At 67.2% G+C, this 19934-nt stretch carries 25 protein-coding genes; 1 reads left to right on the top strand and 24 read right to left on the bottom strand.

Annotated elements, in window-relative coordinates; genetic code table 11:
• Positions 1–23: 23 nt before the first annotated feature.
• Genes FHR32_RS24875 through FHR32_RS24860 form a run of 5 tightly spaced genes read right to left on the bottom strand, consistent with a single transcriptional unit; the run spans position 24 to position 1706 of the window.
• Positions 24–722, bottom strand: a complete 699-nt coding sequence (locus tag FHR32_RS24875) for a CHAP domain-containing protein (RefSeq protein WP_184756929.1) — start codon at positions 720–722, stop codon at positions 24–26.
• A complete protein-coding gene (locus FHR32_RS46105; RefSeq protein ID WP_281391046.1) occupies positions 715–843 on the bottom strand; it encodes a hypothetical protein in 129 nt (42 codons plus the stop codon). Before FHR32_RS46105 ends, FHR32_RS24875 begins: the two co-directional genes overlap by 8 nt.
• On the bottom strand, positions 840–1178 hold the full coding sequence (locus tag FHR32_RS24870; RefSeq protein ID WP_184756928.1) for a putative phage holin: 339 nt from the start codon (positions 1176–1178) through the stop codon (positions 840–842). The genes FHR32_RS46105 and FHR32_RS24870 overlap by 4 nt, the downstream gene beginning before the upstream one ends.
• A complete protein-coding gene (locus FHR32_RS24865) occupies positions 1175–1402 on the bottom strand; it encodes a DUF7620 family protein (RefSeq protein WP_184756927.1) in 228 nt (75 codons plus the stop codon). Before FHR32_RS24865 ends, FHR32_RS24870 begins: the two co-directional genes overlap by 4 nt.
• Complete coding sequence (locus tag FHR32_RS24860) at positions 1386–1706, bottom strand: hypothetical protein (protein WP_184756926.1); 321 nt, start codon at positions 1704–1706, stop codon at positions 1386–1388. Before FHR32_RS24860 ends, FHR32_RS24865 begins: the two co-directional genes overlap by 17 nt.
• A 164-nt stretch (positions 1707–1870) precedes the next feature.
• On the opposite strand from FHR32_RS24860, the gene FHR32_RS24855 reads away from it, so the two are divergent.
• Entirely contained in the window at positions 1871–2056 is a 186-nt protein-coding gene (locus tag FHR32_RS24855; protein ID WP_184756925.1) for a hypothetical protein, read from the top strand.
• 122 nt (positions 2057–2178) lie between these two features.
• Here the strand turns inward: FHR32_RS24855 and FHR32_RS24850 are convergent, their stop codons facing one another.
• From FHR32_RS24850 to FHR32_RS24760, 19 genes are all read right to left on the bottom strand, one after another.
• Positions 2179–2814 carry a hypothetical protein gene (locus tag FHR32_RS24850; protein ID WP_184756924.1) on the bottom strand — a complete coding sequence of 212 codons (636 nt, stop codon included), beginning with the start codon at positions 2812–2814 and terminating at the stop codon, positions 2179–2181.
• A 9-nt stretch (positions 2815–2823) separates the two neighbouring features.
• The gene (locus FHR32_RS24845; RefSeq protein ID WP_184756923.1) at positions 2824–4017 is read right to left on the bottom strand and encodes a hypothetical protein; all 1194 of its coding nucleotides are present in this window, start codon (positions 4015–4017) and stop codon (positions 2824–2826) included.
• Complete coding sequence (locus FHR32_RS24840; RefSeq protein WP_246467544.1) at positions 4014–8078, bottom strand: phage tail tape measure protein; 4065 nt, start codon at positions 8076–8078, stop codon at positions 4014–4016. Before FHR32_RS24840 ends, FHR32_RS24845 begins: the two co-directional genes overlap by 4 nt.
• Positions 8079–8537: 459 nt before the next feature.
• A complete protein-coding gene (locus tag FHR32_RS24835; protein ID WP_184756921.1) occupies positions 8538–9038 on the bottom strand; it encodes a hypothetical protein in 501 nt (166 codons plus the stop codon).
• Positions 9035–9517: a phage tail tube protein gene (locus FHR32_RS24830; RefSeq protein ID WP_184756920.1), complete on the bottom strand. Its 483-nt coding sequence runs from the start codon at positions 9515–9517 to the stop codon at positions 9035–9037. The genes FHR32_RS24835 and FHR32_RS24830 overlap by 4 nt, the downstream gene beginning before the upstream one ends.
• Positions 9517–9771, bottom strand: a complete 255-nt coding sequence (locus FHR32_RS24825; RefSeq protein WP_184756919.1) for a hypothetical protein — start codon at positions 9769–9771, stop codon at positions 9517–9519. Before FHR32_RS24825 ends, FHR32_RS24830 begins: the two co-directional genes overlap by 1 nt.
• Before the next feature lie 9 nt (positions 9772–9780).
• Positions 9781–10284, bottom strand: a complete 504-nt coding sequence (locus tag FHR32_RS24820) for a hypothetical protein (RefSeq protein ID WP_184756918.1) — start codon at positions 10282–10284, stop codon at positions 9781–9783.
• A gap of 15 nt (positions 10285–10299) precedes the next feature.
• Entirely contained in the window at positions 10300–10731 is a 432-nt protein-coding gene (locus tag FHR32_RS24815; protein WP_184756917.1) for an HK97 gp10 family phage protein, read from the bottom strand.
• Positions 10732–11193 (bottom strand): hypothetical protein, encoded by a 462-nt coding sequence (locus tag FHR32_RS24810; RefSeq protein ID WP_184756916.1) that lies wholly within the window; start codon positions 11191–11193, stop codon positions 10732–10734.
• 23 nt (positions 11194–11216) lie between these two features.
• On the bottom strand, positions 11217–12056 hold the full coding sequence (locus FHR32_RS24805; protein ID WP_184756915.1) for a head-tail connector protein: 840 nt from the start codon (positions 12054–12056) through the stop codon (positions 11217–11219).
• The gene (locus tag FHR32_RS24800; protein WP_184756914.1) at positions 12056–13663 is read right to left on the bottom strand and encodes a hypothetical protein; all 1608 of its coding nucleotides are present in this window, start codon (positions 13661–13663) and stop codon (positions 12056–12058) included. Before FHR32_RS24800 ends, FHR32_RS24805 begins: the two co-directional genes overlap by 1 nt.
• Positions 13664–13704: 41 nt before the next feature.
• The gene (locus tag FHR32_RS24795; RefSeq protein WP_184756913.1) at positions 13705–14355 is read right to left on the bottom strand and encodes a hypothetical protein; all 651 of its coding nucleotides are present in this window, start codon (positions 14353–14355) and stop codon (positions 13705–13707) included.
• Between the two features lie 58 nt (positions 14356–14413).
• Positions 14414–14698: a hypothetical protein gene (locus FHR32_RS24790; protein ID WP_184756912.1), complete on the bottom strand. Its 285-nt coding sequence runs from the start codon at positions 14696–14698 to the stop codon at positions 14414–14416.
• A gap of 76 nt (positions 14699–14774) precedes the next feature.
• Positions 14775–15035 carry a hypothetical protein gene (locus tag FHR32_RS24785; RefSeq protein WP_184756911.1) on the bottom strand — a complete coding sequence of 87 codons (261 nt, stop codon included), beginning with the start codon at positions 15033–15035 and terminating at the stop codon, positions 14775–14777.
• Positions 15036–15045: 10 nt separating this feature from the next.
• On the bottom strand, positions 15046–15387 hold the full coding sequence (locus tag FHR32_RS24780) for a hypothetical protein (protein ID WP_184756910.1): 342 nt from the start codon (positions 15385–15387) through the stop codon (positions 15046–15048).
• Between the two features lie 147 nt (positions 15388–15534).
• On the bottom strand, positions 15535–16149 hold the full coding sequence (locus tag FHR32_RS24775; protein WP_184756909.1) for an endonuclease VII domain-containing protein: 615 nt from the start codon (positions 16147–16149) through the stop codon (positions 15535–15537).
• Between the two features lie 42 nt (positions 16150–16191).
• Positions 16192–17454 (bottom strand): phage major capsid protein, encoded by a 1263-nt coding sequence (locus FHR32_RS24770; RefSeq protein WP_221466191.1) that lies wholly within the window; start codon positions 17452–17454, stop codon positions 16192–16194.
• Positions 17455–17465: 11 nt separating this feature from the next.
• A complete protein-coding gene (locus FHR32_RS24765) occupies positions 17466–18560 on the bottom strand; it encodes an HK97 family phage prohead protease (protein WP_184756908.1) in 1095 nt (364 codons plus the stop codon).
• Entirely contained in the window at positions 18560–19933 is a 1374-nt protein-coding gene (locus tag FHR32_RS24760) for a phage portal protein (RefSeq protein WP_312882686.1), read from the bottom strand. The genes FHR32_RS24765 and FHR32_RS24760 overlap by 1 nt, the downstream gene beginning before the upstream one ends.
• Position 19934: the final 1 nt, after the last annotated feature.

The following is a 19934-nucleotide window of genomic DNA, read 5'->3' as shown; positions in this document are numbered from 1 at the left end:
CCAGGAGTCGATGGGCTCCACGGCTACGGCAGGACCAGGGCGGCCCAGGACTTCTCGCCGACCTCGCCGTCCACGAGGAGCTTCTTCGCCTTCTGGAACTCGCGGACCTTCTTGTCCATCGGGTCGCCGAACGTCATGTCGTCCACGTTGGACGGAAGCGGGAAGCCTCGCGCGTCCAGCAGCTTGAACAGGGTCTTGATGTGCGGCTTGTTGGCGGCCTTCTTCTCGGCGCCCTTCTTCAGCAGCGGCAGCTTGTCCACGATCTCCTCCATCCAGTCCTTGGCAGCGGCGTAGTCGGGGTAGCCGTAGCCCGCGATGTTCGAGCGGCGCACCAGGCGCTTGACGGCGTTGCCGACGTTGCCGCCGATCGTGACGATGGAACCGTCCGCGCGGACCGCTTCGACGATCTCGACGTGGTCGACGAAGTCGCCGCCGGGGAAGTTGTAGTAGACCAGCGCGCCCACGCGGGGCTTGGTCCCCCACCGGCCGCGGTCCTTGAACCACTGCACCGCGTACGGCGTGTATGCCAATCGCGGGAACGCCTCCTCCGACAGGCCCGCTTCGTTGGCACACCAGCCCGTGAACATCTGACACCAGGCACCGGTGGCGAACCCCGGGGCAGGCTTCATCCGCTCATACCAGGAGCCGTACTTAGACGACCCGTCCGAGTACTCGCGGGTGCCGAGCTGGGAGCGTGCGACCGACAGGACCCGGTCACGCATCGCCGTCATCATCCACCTCGCTCTCGTATGCCGCCCCGGGGTCCTGGGAGACGTTCTGCTCGCCGTCCTCGGGGGTGACGCCAGCCCGGTTGAACGGGTACGGCGGAAGAGGTTCAGTCATCGGGGGTCCTCCTTGGTCCGCTTGCGGCGCATGTCGCGCCAGGCCTGGGTGATGATGAGAAGCCGCCAGCCGAGGACCCACGTGACCGCCCCGAACGCGACAAGGCGGATCCATGGCCAGCCGCCGGCGCCGGAGTCGGTGAGTTGGCCGGTGACGATCAGCCGCCCGGCCCACAGGCCGAGGACGCTGCCGATGACCGCCATGTAGGCGAACAGGTGACGGCCGTCTGAGTGCTCCCACCAGGGGAAGCGCGTGCCGTACAGCAGTGCCGACGTGACGCCGAACACCGCTGACACGATGACGAGCACGCCACCAATGAGGCCGATCAGGATCACGCCTCTCCTTCCTTCAGCAGGGCACGCTCGAACATGGCGCGGAACCCGTTGCGTTCCCGGTGCGCGCGCAGCGACGACGTGACCTCCCGCACCTCTGGCCAGCGTTCGCATACCTCTTGCAGCCCTTGCTCGGATGTCTCGCGCGCCTCGCGGGCCTCAGCGAGCGCGTCCTGCGCTTCTGGCGACGGGGCGGGTGTCGGGGGTCGTCTACGGCGCCAGCGCATCGCGGCTCCCTCGGCGTCCTAGCGCTCGGATGACCTGGTCGGTGGTGCGGGCGTACTCCAGCAGCTCCGAGAGCTGCCCGTCCTGCTCGCGTCGCGCGGCCTCGGCCGCCTGCCAGGCGACCTTGTAGTTCTCGACCTCGACGGCTTTCTCGGTGATGCGTAGCTCCAGCACCGCCACGAACGAGTCGTGTGTCCGCTGCGGGACGAGAAGGCCCTTGAACACCAGCCAGCAGGCCGAGGCGATTACCGCCAGCGCGAGCGTGACGAGGGAGCCCTGCACCCAGGGGATCGCAGCGAACTCCATCAGCCGCCTTTCAGGGTTGGTACGGCTCGCGCCGTGGTGGTTTGGGGTGCCGTCTGCCACAGGGAGGGAGCAGACGGCACGATCAGGGGTGGCCGGATCCGGCCACAGGTAACCCGGGTGGGCATCACAGGTGCCTCACACACACCCAGAAAAACGGAGGAATCGTGAGCTACCCGCCCAACCCCGGCCAGCCGCAGCAACCAGTGCAGGTTCAGCAGGTCGGCATGTCCGTGACCAAACCGGTGTGGACGTGCGGGGAGATCGCGCTCATGGTGTGCACGTGCGGCATGGCCTACCCGATCACCTGGGTGCGTCGGCGCTCCAAGACCACGGCGACCCGGCACAAGTGACGTCGCGCTGGAGCCCTGTCCTGACGGGCGTTTCTCAGCTTGCAGCCGTCAGATATGTGCCGAATATCTGAAACTCTGGACCCGAGCTGGAAAGAATGGGCGCAATCCCATGGTCACAATGCTTACGCCAGTCTCCGCAAGATCATGTATGACGTTGCTTTGACGAAAAGAGTGGTCGTCGATGATGTTGCCTGCGCCCAACGGAACGTAACGGCTCCCGACGTTCCACCCACAATAAGCAATCCCTGCATAACGATGGATGCTGTTGCCGGGGTTGTATTCATTCCGAGGAGCCTGTCTCCTCCCGGGAATGAATGGTTGTATATCGACGCCTCATTACCCGAAACCACCGTACTCATGCTGGTTACCGCAAGATCTATGCTTGCACCACTGGGCAATGTCCAGTTGTAGCTGAAGTCTCCATTGGAGCCGCCTTCGAGCTTCAGCCGTAGCAGGACGTCGTAAACCCTGTTTGCCCCTACGGTAACCGTCAGGTCGTTATCATCTTGCACGGTGGTGCTATTGACAACGGATTCATCGGCGGTCTTTCGCTTGAATAGAGTCTCAACTCCCTCCTGCACCCACGTGGAACCGTTATACACGAGGAACTGATTAGTGTCCGTCTCGTATATATGCCATCCCTGAGCGGGCAAAGTAGGCCGAGTGGAAGATGTGCAGCGGATAATGACCTGACTCATCAGGTACAGGTCGACGTCGGCTGACGTCAGGATCTCCGTGGTGAAGTCCTTGAACGGCACTTCGCCTCCTTAATACGCGAGCGCGTTCTGGTCGAGCATGCCGAGCACCGGATGATCCAGCACCAGGAACGAGCCGTATTTGGTCGCGGACTGCAACGCCCATGTCGTGATCCAGGTGGCTTGGGTCACCTCGTGGGAGATGCCGCGGATGAACACCTCACGGATGATCGGCGCCCCGCCGCCGGGAGGCCGGCGAACGATCTTGATGCGGTCGCCGATCTCCCGCCCCAGCACGTGCGGGAACATGGTGGCGGGGTCGGCGTGAGCGTGGATCTCAATGGCGTCGAAACGCACCTCGGGGTCCTTGGACACGTACAGGATCCAGCCCGCGTAGTTGCCCACGATGCTGTCGTCTTCCAGCAACAGGTTGGATGCCTGGTAGGTGCGGGTCAGGAACTCGTCCTGGCTGGCCGTATCGCCCACCAGTTGCTCGACGCCGCCGGTGCGCTGCACTCGGATCTCGTTCCACAAGGTGGCGTCGTCGGTGTTGATCCGCGCGGTGAAGGGAGCGACAGCCGTGGGTGGGTCGCCGAACGTGGCCTGCACGGTGTTGCTGCGCGCGTCCAACAGCAGGGCGTGCCGGTTGCGGAACACCACCCGGCCGGCGCCGTCCACGTACAGCTCGCCGATCTCTGATTCGGCGGCGGCCTGCAGTTCGCTGAGCGCATCCCCTTCCAAGGTGGTGGCCTGCAGGGTGCTGTTGCCGGTGGCGATCACCCGGTTGGTGGCCGACCAGCCGGCCGAGTCCAGGATCCGGGTGATCCGTGCCCCGGTGTTCTCCCCGGCGCCGACTGCGGTGACGGCGGGGCGTTTCTTGTTGGCCAGCACCTTGAACCCGTCGGTGAGCTGCACCGTGGTCACCGAGTAGAAGGGGTCATACCAGGCGACGTCCCACATGTCGGCGAACCCACTGAACACGTCGTAGGTGACCGAGTTCCAGGTGGCGCGGATCCTCACCGGCCGCATCGGCATCACCTGCGACCGGCCGGCCGACACGTACGGCCCGGCCAGGTTCGTCGGGTCGAAGCGGCGGTCGCCGTTCTTCAGCCGGACCGTCGCCGTGCCCGCCTGGTAGCGGACGATCGGCGACTGCACCCGGTTGGACCCGCGGGACGTCGACAGCGGGACCGTCAGGTAGGGCGACACATCCGTCCACACCCCGGCGGTGAACTGCACCTCGGCGCTACGGGTCGGCATGGTCATGTGCGCCGCCACCCCGCGCCGGAGCGCCGCTCGAACTCCTGGATCGCATCCACTGTCACCGCCCCCAACTGCGCCATGTTCGCGTTCGGCGGCACCTGCAGCGTGATGTTGTAAGTGTTGCTGCCCTGCCCGACCGCCATCGCGGACCCACCGCCTGTCCCCGGGGTCGCTGCGCCGAGCGGTTTGAGGAACACTCCGCCGAAGTCACCGGCCACCTGTGACAGCAGCGATTCCGCCCGGGGACGGTAGGCCTGGTCGTAGGGGATGAACGCCTCATCGTCGCGGCCCTCCCCGAACAGGACCGTCGGCCGGTTGGCGATCATCGGGCCTACGGGGCGTATCCCGCCGGCGGCGTACCGGTCGATACCGCCGCTCTCCCGGGCGGTACGGGGCGGCGCGTTCTCGGTGTTGTACACCAGCGTCAGCGTCAGGACGCGCGGGCGGTCCACCTCCAGGCCGCTGTCGATTTCCACGCCCAGTCGCCGGGCCGCCTCGAACACACTGGTCCGGCCGCCGTCCATGCCCTCGCGGACCTTGTCGGCCACATCCTGACCGCGGGTGCGGGCGATCTCCCGCAGCACCGGCCCCGCGGCCGCGAGGTTCTCGGCGAACACGTCGCCGGCTTCCTTGCCGGATCGGCCGTGCAAGGCGATGAATTTCTTGAGCTCCGCATCCGACATCTCAGAGGCCAACGCGACGACCTTCGCCCCGCCCGGCCCGAGCTCGGCCAGCTCTTTGAGCATCTCGTCCGGAACCCGCCCGGCCAGGCTGATCAGGTTGTCGGCCCATTTCTCCTGGTCCTTGACCTGCTTTTCCAGCTCTTTGAGGTACTGCTCGGTGGTGACGGCCACCGTGCCGCCCAGCTCCACCCAGGAGTCGCGCACGTCGGCGTTGGCTTTCTTCTGGTCACGCGCCGATTCCTGGCGGGCCTTCCGTACGGCCTCCTCGGCGTCGGCGACGTCCCGGGCCGCGTCCTTCGTCGCCTTGGCCGCGTCCTTCTCAGCATCGGCGACGTCTTTCTTGGCCTTCAGCACATCCTTGGCGCTGTCGATGCGGGTTTGGTCCAGCTCGGCCTCGGCCTGGGCCGCATCCTTCTGCGCGTCCGTGATGTCGCGTTGCGCCTTCGCGACGTCCTTGGCGCTGTCGATGCGCGCCTGGTTGGCGTCCGCCTCGGCCTTGGCGACGGCCGCCGCCGCGTCCTCCTGCTCGCGGGACGCATCCCGGCGGGCATCGGCCAACGCCTGCTCGGCCGCGGCGACAGAACGCGCTGCTTCTTCACGAGCCTTGGCCAGGGCAGCCTCGGCCTCTTGCTCGGCCTGCTGCGCCGCGGCGATGCGCTCCTTGGCCGCGACAACCTCGGTGCTGCCTTCGATCCCGGCCCGGTTCGCGTCGTCGATCTCCTGCTGCAGGTCGGTGTTACGCCGCCGGATCTCCTCCAGCCGCTGCACCGCGCGACGAAACGCCAGGTCCGCTTCCTGCCGATCCAGGGCCGATGACGCCGGGTCGGCGTTGACCTCATCGAGGCGTTGGCGGGCCCGCTCGATCGCGATCTGCGCGCCTTCCTCATCCAGCGCGCCGGACGCCGATGAGCGAGCGAGGTCCTCCAGCCGCTCCGCCGCGCGCTCACGGGCGGCGGTCAGGTCCTCAACCGCCTGGGCGGTGCGGGCGTGGCTGTCCTGCAGTCGCTGCTCGGCGTCGAGCTCACGCTGAGCCGCGTCGACCTGGGCGTCACTCACCCGCTGAACAGCGGACTCGATCTTGCGCCCGGAGTCCTCGGCCACGTCGGCAGCCCGCTGCCGTGCGTCCGCCACCTTCTGCGTGGCGTCCGCCTCACGCTGAGCCGCCCTCTCCACCACGGTGGCGAGCGCGTCCTGGCTATCGGCTACCCGCTGCCGGGCGTCGGCCACCCCTTGGACGGCGTCCGCCTCACGCTGAGCCGCCTCCTCAACCGCTGATGCCAGCGACTCTTGGGCGGCCTTGATCCGCTCTTGCGACTGCACCGCCTGGTCAGCGGCTTGTTCGTGGGCGTCGGCCAGATCACGCTGCGCCCGCTTGATCTTCTCGGCGCTGGTGCGCTGCACCTCGGCCAGCCGCTCAACGGCGGCCGCCTGCCGGTCAGCACCCGAGGTGCTCGACCCGCTCAGAGACGACTCGATCTCCGAGAGCGCCCCTGTCATGTTGCCGAATGAGCTGAACGCCTGACTCCAGGAGTCGATCATCTTCTGGGCGGCCTTGACCGCGTCATCGCCGACCAGCCCGTAGGTGTTGGCCAGGCCCTGCATGATCCCGGTCAGGTCGCCCACCACGTTGCCCTGACCAGTCGCAGTCGCAGACATGCCCTTCATCGCCGACTCCAGGTCGGTGACCTTGACCTCGGCCTTTCCGGTGACGTCGGCCTGGTCTTGGACCTTGGCCTTGGCATCATCCAGTTGGCGGCCGTACTCGCCCAGGGCGTACTGCAGGCGGGCGATCGCGTCCGTCTCATTCTTGATCTTCCTGCCCTCTTCGTCCCAGGGCATCGCGAACGCCGGGGCCTGATCCATCCGCTTTTTGAGCATCTCGTCCAGCTGCTTGTTCAGCAGCGCGGCCTGGTCCTTGTTGCCGGAGAAAGCCGCTGTCACCGTGTCCAGGTTCAACCCGAGGGTTTTGGCCGACTCGATCAGACCGTCATCGACCAGCAGGTGAGCGATTTTCTCCTTCGTCAGTTCTGCGATGGCGCCGTGGTCGGCGATGATCGCGTCGGTGAGGTCTTGCACCCGGCCGGCGGTCTGCGCTTGGGCGTCGGCGAACAGCACCGTCACCGCCGCGGCGGCCGCCAGAGCAACACCCCACGGCCCGGTCAGGAATGCGCCGAGGCTGGACAGCCGAGACGCCATTGCCGCGCCGCGGGGGCCCATGTCCGCCAACGTCTTGGTGAACTCGACCATCTTCGGCACGGCGATCATCGCCGCGCCGCCTGCCAGTGCCACGGTCCCCGCCATGGCGCCCACCACACCACCGGCGGTCTTCACCGGTGCGGGCAGATCCTGCAGCATCGTGATCCAGCCCGAGGTGTGCTCGGCGGCAGCGCCGAGCACAGGCAAGAACGTCTCACCGATCGTGATGCCCAGGTCGGTGATGTTGTTCTCGGCGACCTGCATTTTCGACGCGGTCGTCTCGTAACGTTTAGCCGCTTCCTCGACCAGCGCCGAGTTATCCGCCCAGGCCTGTTCGCCGAGGCGCAGACTGTCGGTCAGCAGCGACCCGGCGTTCGCGGTACGCAGCAGCGCGTCCCGGACCTCGATCTCGCTGAACCCGAGCTGCTGCAGCGTCGAAAACAGGCTCCCGCCGGAGGCCTCGACCCGGCCCAGCCCCTCGATGAACGCGGCCAGAGCGCCGCCCGCGTCGTCCTTGAAAGCGGTGGAGAACTCAGCGGCCGACATGCCCGCGACCTTGGCAAACTTCTCCACCGACGCGCCGCCAGTGTCGACGGCCTGCGCGATAGTGATCATCACACGGGAGATCGACGAACCGCCCGCCTCCGCGTTGATGCCGACACTCGACAGGGCGTTCGCGAAACCGAGGACCTGCCCCTCTGACAGGCCGATCACCTTGCCCGCGCCGGCGATGCGCAGCGCCATTTCCACGATCTCGGCCTCGGTCGACGCGCCGGCGTTGCCGAGCGCCACCAGGGACGCGCCCAGCTTGCCGATCTCCTGCTGCGGGGTGCCCATGATGTTGGACAACCGGGCCATGGCGGTGGCGGCCTGCTCGGCCGACAGGTTCGTCGTCTCACCAAGCGCGACCATGGTCGTCGTGAACGACACGATGGACTCGCGCTTGATACCCAACTGCCCGGCCGCTTCGGCGACCCCGGCGATCTCCTTATGGGTAGCGGGCAGTTCCCTGGCCAGACCGCGCAACGCTCCTTCCAGGGCGGCCATCTGGGCCGGGGTGCCCTCAACGGTCTTGGTCACCCCGGTCCACGCCGACTCCCACTCGACGGCCGCTTTGACGGCCACGCCGATCCCGGCCACCGCGACCGCGCCGAAGGTGGCCAGCGCCTGACCTGAGCTCTCCATCGCATCCCGGGCCTTGGCCGCGGCCCGCTCCATCCGCTCCAGCTCACGCTGGGAGCGCTTGGCGGCCTCCTCGGTCTTCTTCAGCCCCTCCTCGGCGGCCTTGGAGCCCCGCTCGTCGAACCGGCTCTTGATGTCGATGATCAGGTCACGGATGGCCATGGGTCACCTCCTTCAGGGGTCGAGTGAGAACGATGCGGACACCGCGGCCCTCATCGCCGGTCAGGCTGTCCTGGGCTGCTTCTTTCAGCTCACATCCCCGGCACCGCTCGGGCTCGGCAACGTAGGCGTTGCGGTCGCCGCCGCGTGTTTCGTCCCACTCCTGCGGGCGGGTCCCGCACGACCCGCACGCCTGCCTCACCCGGATGTGCTGCCAGATCGCCTTGTCCCGATCCTCATCCGACCAGGCCAGGAACTCGGAGTGGCGGATACGGTAGTGGTGGCAGACCGCCAGCTCGACCGTCAGGCCGGAGTCTGCGTCCAGCCTTTTGGGAGCGTCGAGTCCGGCACCCGCACATTCACCCGGATCGCCGCATTGCACAGCTCGACCCGCTCACCGTTGGACAAGACCTCCCGCCAGACCTGGTCCCACTCGGCCTCCGTCAGGTCGGACTCGATGCACTCCCACAAGACCGCCCGCGGGAAGGTGTCCAGGTTCCACACCTTGTCCTCGCTGTCGGGGCGCGGCTTGTGCTCACCGATCAGCGCCTCGAACGCGTCCGGCGGCATCGCCCGCAAGACGACCGGTTCGTAGCAGGCCGCCATCGCGGTCTCGGCCGCCGCGAGGTCCGCCTTGGCCGCGCGCACCGCCGACTCATCGGCTGCCTCGCCCTGAAGCTGCAGCAGCCGACCCAGCATCCGGACCCGCTCCAGCTCTTTACGGATCTCGGTGTCGTCATCGATCCGCAGCGGGTAGGTGTCCGCCGGTCGCGGCCGGTGGAGCAGGCGGTCGCGCAGGCTCACGGAATCGTCACATCCTCGGCCGGCTCGGACGTCACGGCGTACTGGACCGCCAGTCGCGCCGCCTCCGCGCCCATGCTGCGCTGCTTGCCGACGCTGAGCACGCGCACCGGGAACACATCCATCTTCCGGCCGGCGACGTCGCCACCGTCCATCCAGACGATGAAACCGGCGGTGTCGCGCGGCATCAGGCTGCGCACGTCCAGGCCGTTGTCAGACGCGTAGAACGTGATGCCCGACTCGCCCGCGTTGGTGAGACCGGGGATGTTGCTCACGAATCTGCTGTTCAAGTCCGGGGTGTCGATCTTCTGCCCGGAGACCATCCAACCGGCGATGTCGGCGATGTCCTTGGACAGGTCCGCGCCGGCGTTCAGCTCCAGCCGGGTCGGGGCGGTCTTGTTGCTGATGGACACGACCCAGTACGCCTTGGTCGTACCGGGCCTAAAGAACCTGCTTGCCGGAGTGATCGGCGTGGCGGCCATTACTCATCCCCTCTGGTGGTGGTGCGCCGACGGCTCGGCGAGGCGTCCTGCAAAGCAGAAGCCCCGGCGTCTGCCGGGGCTTCTGAGGTCTGATCAGTCGTGTTGTCGTCCGGGCCGGGGTCCGGCTCCGGGAGCGGCGGCGGGGGCGGCGCTTCGGTCTGCTCCCAGCCGGCGCGCTGGTGCTGCGCCAGCGCGGAGGCGGGCACCTCGACCTTGCCGTCGAGATGGGGGTGTGAGATCCACACGGTCTCCATGCGTGCCTCCTACGAGCTCGCGCCGACGATGTGGATGTCGTAGGTGACCGACGTGCCGGCACCCGAGTTGACGATGTTGAGCAGGTCGCCGGTGGCGGCCGTGACGGCCACCCCAGCCGCGGACGGATCGAACCAGACGAACGCACCACCGGGCTTGACCGCGATGCCGTCGCCGGCCGCCAGGAACAACGGCACGCCGTTGCTGCCCGGCATCGTCACGTTGACGTTGTTGGTGTTGCCCGGGGCCGCGAGCACGACGACCATCTTGATTCGGGCGAACGTCAGCGTGCCGCCGAACGGTCCGCTCAGTGAACCGGCCAGGTCCAGCGCGTCGGTGGCCGACGCGGCGACCGTCCGCTGGTCCGACCACACCATGTCGGCCTGGCCGGCGCCGGAGCCCTGCGCCAGGTTCAATTGCCGGGCGATGCTGATCAGGTTCGTCGGCGTGCTCAGGTCCAGAGGCGAGGTCACCTCCGCCTCAAGCTCGAAAAACGACTGCAGCCTGAAAGCCATTACTCATCCCTTCGATCATCGGAAGCCTGCTTCTCGTGCCACCTGGTCCACGGTCTGTGCCGCCGCATCGAGCACGTCATCGGTGCCGGCCGCCGCAGCTGGCGCGAGATACGGCTGGGTCGCCTGGGTCACCCACCGGTCGCGGTGGCCGAATACCGGGTGCTTGAAGGAGGTCGCGCCGGTGATGCCCTCCCACGGCCGCCCGTGCGGCGCCTTTGTTTGCCGCACCCGGATGGACACGCCCGGATTGCGTTTACTCAGCCGCACCGACAGGGTGATCGCGCCGGGGATGCGCCCCGACCACGACGCCCGTCCCCGGGCGTCGGCGACGATCGGCTCGGCCGCCCCCTTCAGCGCCGGCCGCAGTGCCTTGCGAAGCTCGGGCGGGATCTTCCCCAGGTCGTTGATCAGCTTGCGGATCTCCTCGGCCGGATCCCCCGTCGCCATCTACGCCTCCGTGAACGCGTCGACGTGCACCACGAACCGGATGGTGCACACCGGGCCGGCGTTGGTCTGGTCGGCGACCATGTCAAGGGTGGACAGGCGGGCCATCATCACGACCCCGCCCAGCCGTGAATCCTCCGCCAGCTCGCGACGAATCCCGGCCAGCAGCTCAAACGCCCGCAGCCGGGTCGTGCGCGCGTCCGGCTTACCGTCACGGCGCGCATCACCCCGCCACGCCGAGGCCATACACAGGACGTCGTAGCGCTCCAGGTCCGGCTGCAAGTCCAGTTGCTCAGACGTCAGCGTGTTACGGACGTCCGACTCGGCCGCGTTCCCGCTGTAGCCGATCGCGATCACATCGTCGCTGACCTCTGTCGTTGGCCCGCCGTCGAGGACCTGCACATCCGGCCAGGCCCGCTCGGCAGCCGCCACCAGCGCATCGAGCGCTGCGGGGATCGTGGACATTCAAGCCTCCAGGGGAACGGGGGTCATCCGACCAGCGGCTCGTCGCGTTCCTGGTCCTTTTTCAACCCGAGCAACTCCATCACCCGGTACGGCATCGAAAACGCGTGGACGCTCGCAGACACCGCGTCCGTCTCTCCCAGCGCCGGGCGGCCGCCCGCCTGGTTGTGCTGCGAGCCCCGCCACAGATGCGCGACCAACTCCAGCGCGGCCAACCGGAAGTTGGACGGCAGCGGGTTGCGGCCAGCCCGGTAAGTGACGCGGACCCGGCCGGCGAAACGGGAGGTGAATCTCAGCACGCCCTCAGAGCCGTCCAGGTACCAACCCGCCACCCCAGCACTCCCATCGGCCGGGGGGATCAGGTCGGCGCTTGGGAGCCGCTGCACGGAGGTGACAGCGATGACCGGCCGTCTCGGCAACACGATCGTGTCACCGCGCTGGGTGACGTCGTGGGTGGCGGCGGCCGGTGACACCTGCCCCATTCGGTCGGCGATCATCTGGCAGGCGGCGGAGATGAAGAACCGCAGCTGCCCATCGTCGCCTGTGCCGCTCTTTTGCAGGTGGTCCTTGGCGTCGGCCAGGGAGATGAAGTCCCCGTCGTCCGCGGACTGCACGTCGAACGCATCGGTGAACGCGGACGCGTTGGCCCCGGTAGCGACCCAGCGAACATGGTGCCGCCCGGCCTGCACAGTCAGATAGTCGTGGTCGTAAACGCCAGTCGTAGTCGGCGTGATCGGCCCCACGGCCGAGGTCGTGCCGTCTGGCAGGGTGATGGTGAGGTTCACCTGTCCGGCGTTGGCTGGATTGCCGTCGCTGTCGGCTACCGTCACCGACAACGGCACCAGGTCGCCCAAGTCGTGTGACATCAGCCGCCTCCCATCGTGGCGCCAGCGCGCCGTCGCGGACTCATCTCTGATCCAGCGCGGTTGCCGGTCGTCATCTCAGGCCCTACACGGCCGCCGGTAGACATCTGCCCTCGGGTAGGTATCACGGCGCCCATCGTCAGGGTTCCGGCGCGAGCCAGGACTCGGATCGTGCCAGCCACCCCGATGAGGATGGGCCGCTGCGTAGCGGCGATCAGCCCTGAGGCGGCACGGAGGCGTACAGCGGCTGCGCGGCCAACCAGGAGAACGCCATCGCCGAGATCGACCGCAGTGACGGTGTCCGCGGCCACGCGGACCCGTACGGTTCCAGGTCTGCCGGGGAGCGTTGCATGCTGGGCGACAACGACCTGGCCGGTGCTTGGGCGGACGCGGATCGTTGCGGCAGCACCGGTCAGGGTCTGCTGCTGGACCGTGGTCACGACCGGCTGGGCGGCCCGGACGCGGATGCTGCCCGCAGTCCCGGTGAGCGTGACGGACACGCCCCCGGAGACGGTGGACACCTGGCCGGAGCCCGCCCGGATGACGACCCGACCCGGGCCGCCTGGCAGGGGCGCGTGCTGAACAGTGGTGGTCTGTGCTGCGCTCCCGCGGACCCGCACGACGCCAGCCGCTCCGGAGACGGTGACGCTGGCACCGGAGGTAAGAGCCCCTGCCCCGGCACGGACACGGACACGGCCTGCGGCCCCGGTGACGGTCGCAGTCTGGACGGCGGTGACCGCTCCGACCCCAGCGCGGATGCGCAGTGCGCCTGGCCTACCGGCTACGGTCACGACTTGAGTCGCCGTGGTGATTCCTGATCCGGCGCGGAGCCGTACAGCCCCCGCGGTCCCGGTGAGTGGAGCGTGGCGGACCGCGGTGACCGTTCCAGCGGCCGCCCGGATCCTGATGCTGCCGGCGGCACCGGACTGCGGGGCTGCGGCGACGGCTTGGACCCGACCGGATCCCGCCCTCGCGCGGATCGCCCCAGCGGTCCCGGCCTGAGGTGCGGCGCGGACGGCGGCGAGGAGACCGGAGGCGGCGCGGACACGGACAGCCCCCGCGGCTCCGGAGACGGTGACGGTGGCCGAGTCGGTCAGCGTTGAGGCACTGTTGCCAGCCGTACCGTCCCAGGTCGCGCCGGAGGTGTCGCCGTCGAAGTACGTGTCGAGGACCGCGGTCTGCTCAATGAGCACCGCGGTCGCATCAACAACGTTGACGGACGCATTGATGCCGTCGAACACCACGCGGGCGCTCGCGGTGTTGGTCGGTGCGACGGCGGTGGCACTGACCCTGGTGACCACACCAGCGGTCAGGGTGAAAGCCGCCTGGTTGAAGCCGATGCTGCCGCCGCCGGAGTTGAGCCACTCCAGGTACACCAGGCCCGAGCCGACGTTGAACGAGGTGGTCCGCAGGTAGATGGAGCCGGTGTACTGCTGGCCGGCGGTTGCTGCGCCCTTCTCAGTGAGGAAGAACGTTCCGGTTGTCCATCGGGCGCCCCACGATCGGATGAAGCCCGTAACCGAGGTTCTGGTGGGTGTCGAGGCACCGCCCCAGCCGGTGACGTTGTTGCCGCAGGCGGGGTTGGCGCAGACGTTACGACGCGTCGCCACGACACCCCCTCAGCGCAGCCGTACCGGACCCTGAGAGGTTCTTAGCTGGTGAACATGGTCAGGAGGCCCTCGGTGCTGTCCAGGGTGGCGGTGAATGCACCGCCGTTGGATGCGGTCTGGGTTCCGCCCAGGTCCCAGTAGAGGATCACGGGACTGGTCGAGGCCGTGCCGGTGTCCTTGTAGAACACAATGTACGCCCCGGCGAGGGTGCCCGGGTTGCTGGTGGTCCACGACGGGTCAGCGGCGTCCACAACGAGGACGCCGGATCCTTCGGCCACCCAGGTCACGCCGCCATCGGTGAAGTCGTCACCCACAACCGTGGTGTACGTGGGGACGCTGCCACCGGTCGTGCCGGCGACGACGCACCGGTACACCAGGCCGTTTCCAGTAGCAGGACGAACAACGTCGCCCACCGTGTAGGCCGTGCTGTTGGCGCGCTGTACCGACCAGGAGTTCGCTGCGGTGTACGTGACGGTCTTGCTCGCGAGGGTGGCGCCGCCGGCGGTGTAGCCGGAGCCGGTCGCCTCGGTGCCGGCGGCGGTCACCGTGTTGAGGAACTGGGCGCCGTCCAGCGTGGTGCCGACGGTGTAGGTCGACAGCAGCATGGCCTTGATCGTGTCCGTGGTGAAGTTGATCAACCCGGACATCAGTGACTTGTTGAGCTGTCCGTAAACGAAGGCAGTTACGGCCATGACGGGGCCCTCCCTGGGCGTGAAAGTGGTGGACGCCCAGGTGGGCGAAGGTCAGGAGTTAGCTGCCGTTCTGGATCGGCGGCAATGTGGATGCGGTGTAGGTGACAGGCGTCGTGATGTAGTCGCCGTTCTCATCGACGGTCCTCCCGCCGAGCTCGTCCAGCACATACACGTCGAGGACTGCGCGGATCGGATCCTCGTTCCACACGGTGACGAGCTTGCCGGTCTCCTCGGGAATGTCATTGTCCGCACACCAGGCCATGAACGCCTGGTAGGGCGGGCTCTGCTGCAGGTCGACGTCGTCGCGGACGCCGTAGGTGAGGTACGGCTTGGGGTCGGGCATGCGGGCTCCAGGGCTAGGTGACACAGATGCGGGTTTTGCCGAGGGGCTGCCCCGCGCCGGGACAGCCCGCTGGCGATCACTTGTTGGCGGTTCGGCCGCGCGCCTTGTTCGCTGGCTGCTGCGCCTGCTTCGCCTCGGCCTCAGATTCGGCCTCGGCGAGCAGGCCGTACCGCTCGGCATTCGCACGCGAGATCGGCGCACCCGGCGTGCAGAACAGCCACCGGGCATCCGGGTCCGTATCCGGCACGAGCCTGCTGCGGTCCTCCGTGAGACACAGTCGAGCCGTGGCGATCACGTGGCCGCTCTGATCCGGCTCGGTCACAAACTGCAAACCCATCTCAGCTCACCTACCTGTAGGTGACGACGACGCGGAACTTGCCCGCGGTCACCGCAGCAACCGCCACGGTGATCGCCAGATTTCTCCGAACGGTCGTCTTGACCGACGTGGCGACCGTGCCCACCGGGGTGATCGCCTTACGGCCAGTCGCCGACCACGGAGCGCCCGAAGTGACCGCAGCGGTCAGCAGGTCCCCAGCGCCCTCGCTGTTGACCGCAATCGTCCCGGTATTGCCGGACGCCGACGTGACCAGCGTGTCGACCTCGATGTAGCCGCCCGTGATGATGCTCCCGGCCGGAATGTCGTTGCCGTTGGAATCGCCGGGTGCGGACCGAAGCACGATCGTGCCCACAGCGCCGCCGTCCACAGCGAAGTCGTACTCCCCGCGAGCCTCCTTGAGGCCCCGAGTTCCTTCAATGACTGGCATGACTCTCCCTCTCCCGCGCACGCGAAAGGGGAAGGCGATGCGCCTTCCCCTTTGGTCGTTCAGTCCGGTCGGCTATCTCTCTTTGCGGAGGTAGCGAACCGCCGCGAGAAGGCGCTCCGGATCATCCTTCGCCAGGCCAACCATGGTGTTACATCTGCCGCAAAGCAGCCCCCGGATGCACCGACCGCACGACCCGACTCCCGGGCAACACGTGTGATCGTGATCGATGTGGAACCGTCGGCCGGGGCCATTTCTTGATCCGCCACAGATGGCGCACACGCCACCTTGAGCTGCGAGAAGTCGCTCGTACTCCTCGAAGGTGATGTTGTACGTCTCCTTGATGCGGTACTTCCACCGGTCCTTGGCCCGACGATTGGCGGCATCCTGCCGAATTTCCTGCCATCGATCCGGGTGGCTTGTGCGCCATTCATACTGATGCTTCTGCTCGCAGGGATGGCAACGGCCTTTCCTGCCGTCCCTGTTGCGCTTGTCGGGCCCGAACTGCTCGATCGGTTTGGTCTCGCCGCACGCGTTGCACTGCTTCGCGTCTAACTGCAGCGCCGGAGCAAGAGGGCCCCGCTTGACGACACTGGGATCTCCGTACCTGCGCCACCGCGTGTAGTGCCGCACGCAGAAGCCTTTCGCTTTAGCTTTGCCTTCGCACTCATCGACCGAACACTGCGCCATGTGGGGGGCTCCTTTCACCACCCACATGGTAGCAGATTTACATTACAGACCTGTGAGCTGGCCAAATGCTCGGGGGCGATAGTGAATCAGCGCGCACCGTAGGTCGGCTCGGACGGCCAGCTTGCCCTCGACGAAGTACGTGCCGTGGGAGTTGGACACCTGCACATCGATGCCGCGGCGGATCGCGAGTTCGCTGAAGTTGACGTAGTCGCCCGCGATGGCCGCCGTAGCCGGGGCCGCCGTGGTCTCCACGACCGGGACACCCCACAGAGTGGGAACGCCTGGCACCGACGGGTGACCCCAGATGTACTGACCGTCAGCCGTCTTGAGCAGGCGGACCTGCTCCCAGTTCGCCGGACGCATGAAGATCGCGCTGGGCTCGGCGAACCCATCGTCGCGGATCTTACGGAACAGCTTGTACGCCGCGTCCGGGATCGGGTCGGCGCCCTTCGCCTGCGTCTGGATCCCGACCACACTCGCGGTACCCAGCAGATTCACGCCTGTACCGTCACCCACGAGGGCCTGGCTGTCCAACCTCTGGCGCAGCATGAACGGCAGACGGTTGTTGACGTACGCCTGCGAACGGGGCTCGTCCTCAAGCTGCTCGTCGGTCAGCGGAAGGAACACCGCGACCTTGCGGACCTGCTGAGCCCGCTCGGTCAGGGCCAGGGTCGCCTCCGCGTAGGCAGCACCCTCAGCGGTCTCGATCGCGGCGTTCGTGTAAGTGGTCTCCTCCATGTAGACCACCGACGCCTGCGACGTCGTGGTCTGCGGCAGGAACTCCACCACATGCGGAGCCGGGCGCGTCGGGAACATCTCCACACGGCCGGTCCGAGTCGACTCCGGAGCCCAGCCAGCGCCAGTCTGGAACAGGGTCTTCAGCTCCAGGTCCAGGCTCGCCGCAGGTCCGACGCCGAGGCCGGTCCGGTAGCCCTTGAACGCCGGGCTGGCGACGAACAGCTCACCAAGGCTCTTGCGCTGGCCGCTCTTCGTGTACGGCTCGTCAGGCACGTCCTTGGAGCCAGACTCGACCTGCTCGGCAGCCTTCGCAGCACCAGCAGCGCGGGCCACGACGAGCAGCTCGTCAACCCGGCCCTTGCACTCGTCGATCTCGGCGTTGAGCTGGCCGATGAACGCGACCTTGGCCGTGGTGTCGCCCTGAACGGACTTGACCTTGCTCATGTCGTAGTCGGGGCCGGCCTCGGCGAAGATGCCAGCCAGGCTCTTTCGCTTGGCGTCGAGCTTGCCCTGCGCATCCTTCAGCGCCGGGAACTCGACGATCCTGTCATTGTCCATGTTCGTCATGGCTCTCCCTCTCAGATTCCGTTGAGCTGGGCGACGGACCGCGCGATGAGCGATGCGATCTGCTCATCCGTCGGTTCGTCGTCGCCCAAAGGTGCAGACAGCAGGGACTTCAAGCGGCCCAGGTCGTCGCTGATCCATCCGAGGAGGTCAGCAGACCGGGGCGCCATGCCCTTGCCCTTGAGTGCGCGGAGAGCCATGACTTCCGCTGTGCGATCGACGAAGGCGGACACGGCGGCTAGGACCGCGTGCCCCTCTTCGCTGTACTTCAGTGAGCCACCAGGCGCGTCCTTCAGGCCCGGCACCTCGACGTCGGCGTCCCGCAGATGCGCTGCGAGATGCTCGTACACGCCCTTACGGTCAGCATCGGGGATGCCGCCCTTGGCGTCGTTCAAGCGGGCGATGCCCATCAGGCACGCCCGCACGTTCGCCGGGCCACCCACGCCGTGGTGGTGAGCGAAACGGTAGGAGGACTTGACCTCCGGGTCACCGTCGGCGTCCACCCAGGCGTACGCGGTGCGCAGCTCGCTCGGCCGGGCATCGTCAGCGATGCCCGCAGCCGTCTTCGACCCGTCCCACGACCGGGAGGTCACCTCAGTGTCGTGTGGTGCGAGCACTCGCCCACGCCGCACTGCGATCCCCGGGCCAGCCGACTTCGCCGACAGGGTCCGCGTGTTCACCCCTGCACCCAAGAGCACCGGGGAGACCTCATGGACCTTCAGCTTGTTCAAGAACCGGACCTTCTGACCGTCGAACTCGCCGAAGGAGTAATCCACCGGGTCGTAGCCGAAGGACCATTCCTGCAGGCCCGCGTCGCTCAGTTCCTTGACCGTGAGGAAGGCGTTCTTGCCGTGGTCGGTGTTCATGAAGAACTGACCCTCGAAGATCGCTTCCTTGCTGGTCTGTCGGATCGTGCCCTTGCCGACTGGAAGTTCGCCCTGCCACGAGGTGTGGCCGTAGGCGGAGATCAGCACCGGGGCGCCGTCTTCGAACGCACCCGGCGGGGTCACGTCCTTGTCGGAGTCGATCACATTGAAGGTACTGAAGACGGCCTTGACCTGCCCCTTCACCTCGTCCTTAATCTCGACATGGAGACCTTTAGCGTCCATCACTGCTCCTTTGCCGGATCGGGTCCGGAAGGGTCGGTGGCCGGCGGCGCCGACCCTGTCGGTTGGGCCGTTGTGCCCGGCGGCTGGAGCTGCACGGAGTACAGGCCTGAGTGCCGCAACAGCCGCAGGTCCTCCGCCTCAATGGCGGAGACAACCGTCTCCGGCTCGTATCCGGCGTCTACGAGCTGCCGGATCGATGCGGATTTGATCTGCTGAATCTCCGCGGCGTCCTTGCGGTCTTCCCGCAGGAAGGAAATGTCGCGGTCGTCGTACCAAAGCTCCGCGTCGGAGGGCACGGTGATGATCGAGGCGAGCGACCCGGCCGCGTTGCGCCACAGTGGGCGCAGTGTGCCGTCAGCGAATCGCCTCCTGGCCTGGCCGAAGTTGCCCGCGTTCAGGGAGGATCCAGACAGCCCCTCGGAGAACCCCACGATGACTGCGGGGACGCCAGCTGCTGCGGCGATCCGCGTTTCTCCTGCGCCTTGCGTGGCTTTGAAGTCCAGTTGCTGCAGGTCCTTACCTGCGACGGTGACGTCCGCCCCGCCACCCAGGTACAGGGTTTTGTACGCGTTGTCGACGCCCTGGTGTGACTCGTTCATCGTGGCCTTGAAGCGCTGGAACATCTCCGGTGTCACCGACGCGTCCAGGGAGACGATGACCTGCGGAGTTGCACCGTTCTCGAAGAACTTGCCCTTATGCCTGGTCGCGGCCTGGTCGGAGGAGATCTCCCGCAGAACGGGGGTCAGCCACGACATGCCGCGCCAGTTGCACTCCGGGTCGGGGATCGGCGCGAAGTGCGCCACCTCATTCGGCAGGAGGAACCACGACTTGCCAGCGCCCGGCGGTTCGAAGTAGTAACCGATGACCTTGGAGTCCAGCGCGTTTCCGTACAATTCCCGTTCGGTCTTGGACCCCGAGACGATCGTTACCCAGTCCGGCCGGAGCCGTCGCAACCGGTCGCCGACCCTAGCGACGAACGCGTTACCGGCCAGGTCGACGTCTTGAATCATCCGAGCCAGCAGGTCGCCCGTGGTGCCACCCGGCCAGGGGTGTTCCAGCAGGGCCAGGTCCGGCGTCCCGAACAGGTCGCCGGGGCGCCCGTTGGTCATGCCCCGGAACTGGAACCGCGCTTCGGAGAACACCATCATCCGGGTTGCCATCAGCGCGAAAACTGGGCCGTTGGCTTTCGCGATGCCCTGGACGTACCCGGCGAAGTCGGTGCCGATCTTCTCGTGTTCGGAGTTCAGCGACGAGGAGCCGAAGGAAGGCCAGTTCAGCCTGTCCAGGTCCCAGAAGGGCGACTCCGACCACCCTTTACGTCCAGGCGTGTTCGCGGTTGTTCTCGCGGCCGTGATCCTGTCCAGTAGACCCACG

The sequence above is a fragment of the Streptosporangium album genome, from assembly GCF_014203795.1.
GTDB classification, from domain to species: Bacteria; Actinomycetota; Actinomycetes; order Streptosporangiales; family Streptosporangiaceae; genus Streptosporangium; species Streptosporangium album.
The sequence above is the reverse complement of the archived record's forward strand: the minus strand, read 5'-3'. Positions and strand labels throughout refer to the sequence as shown.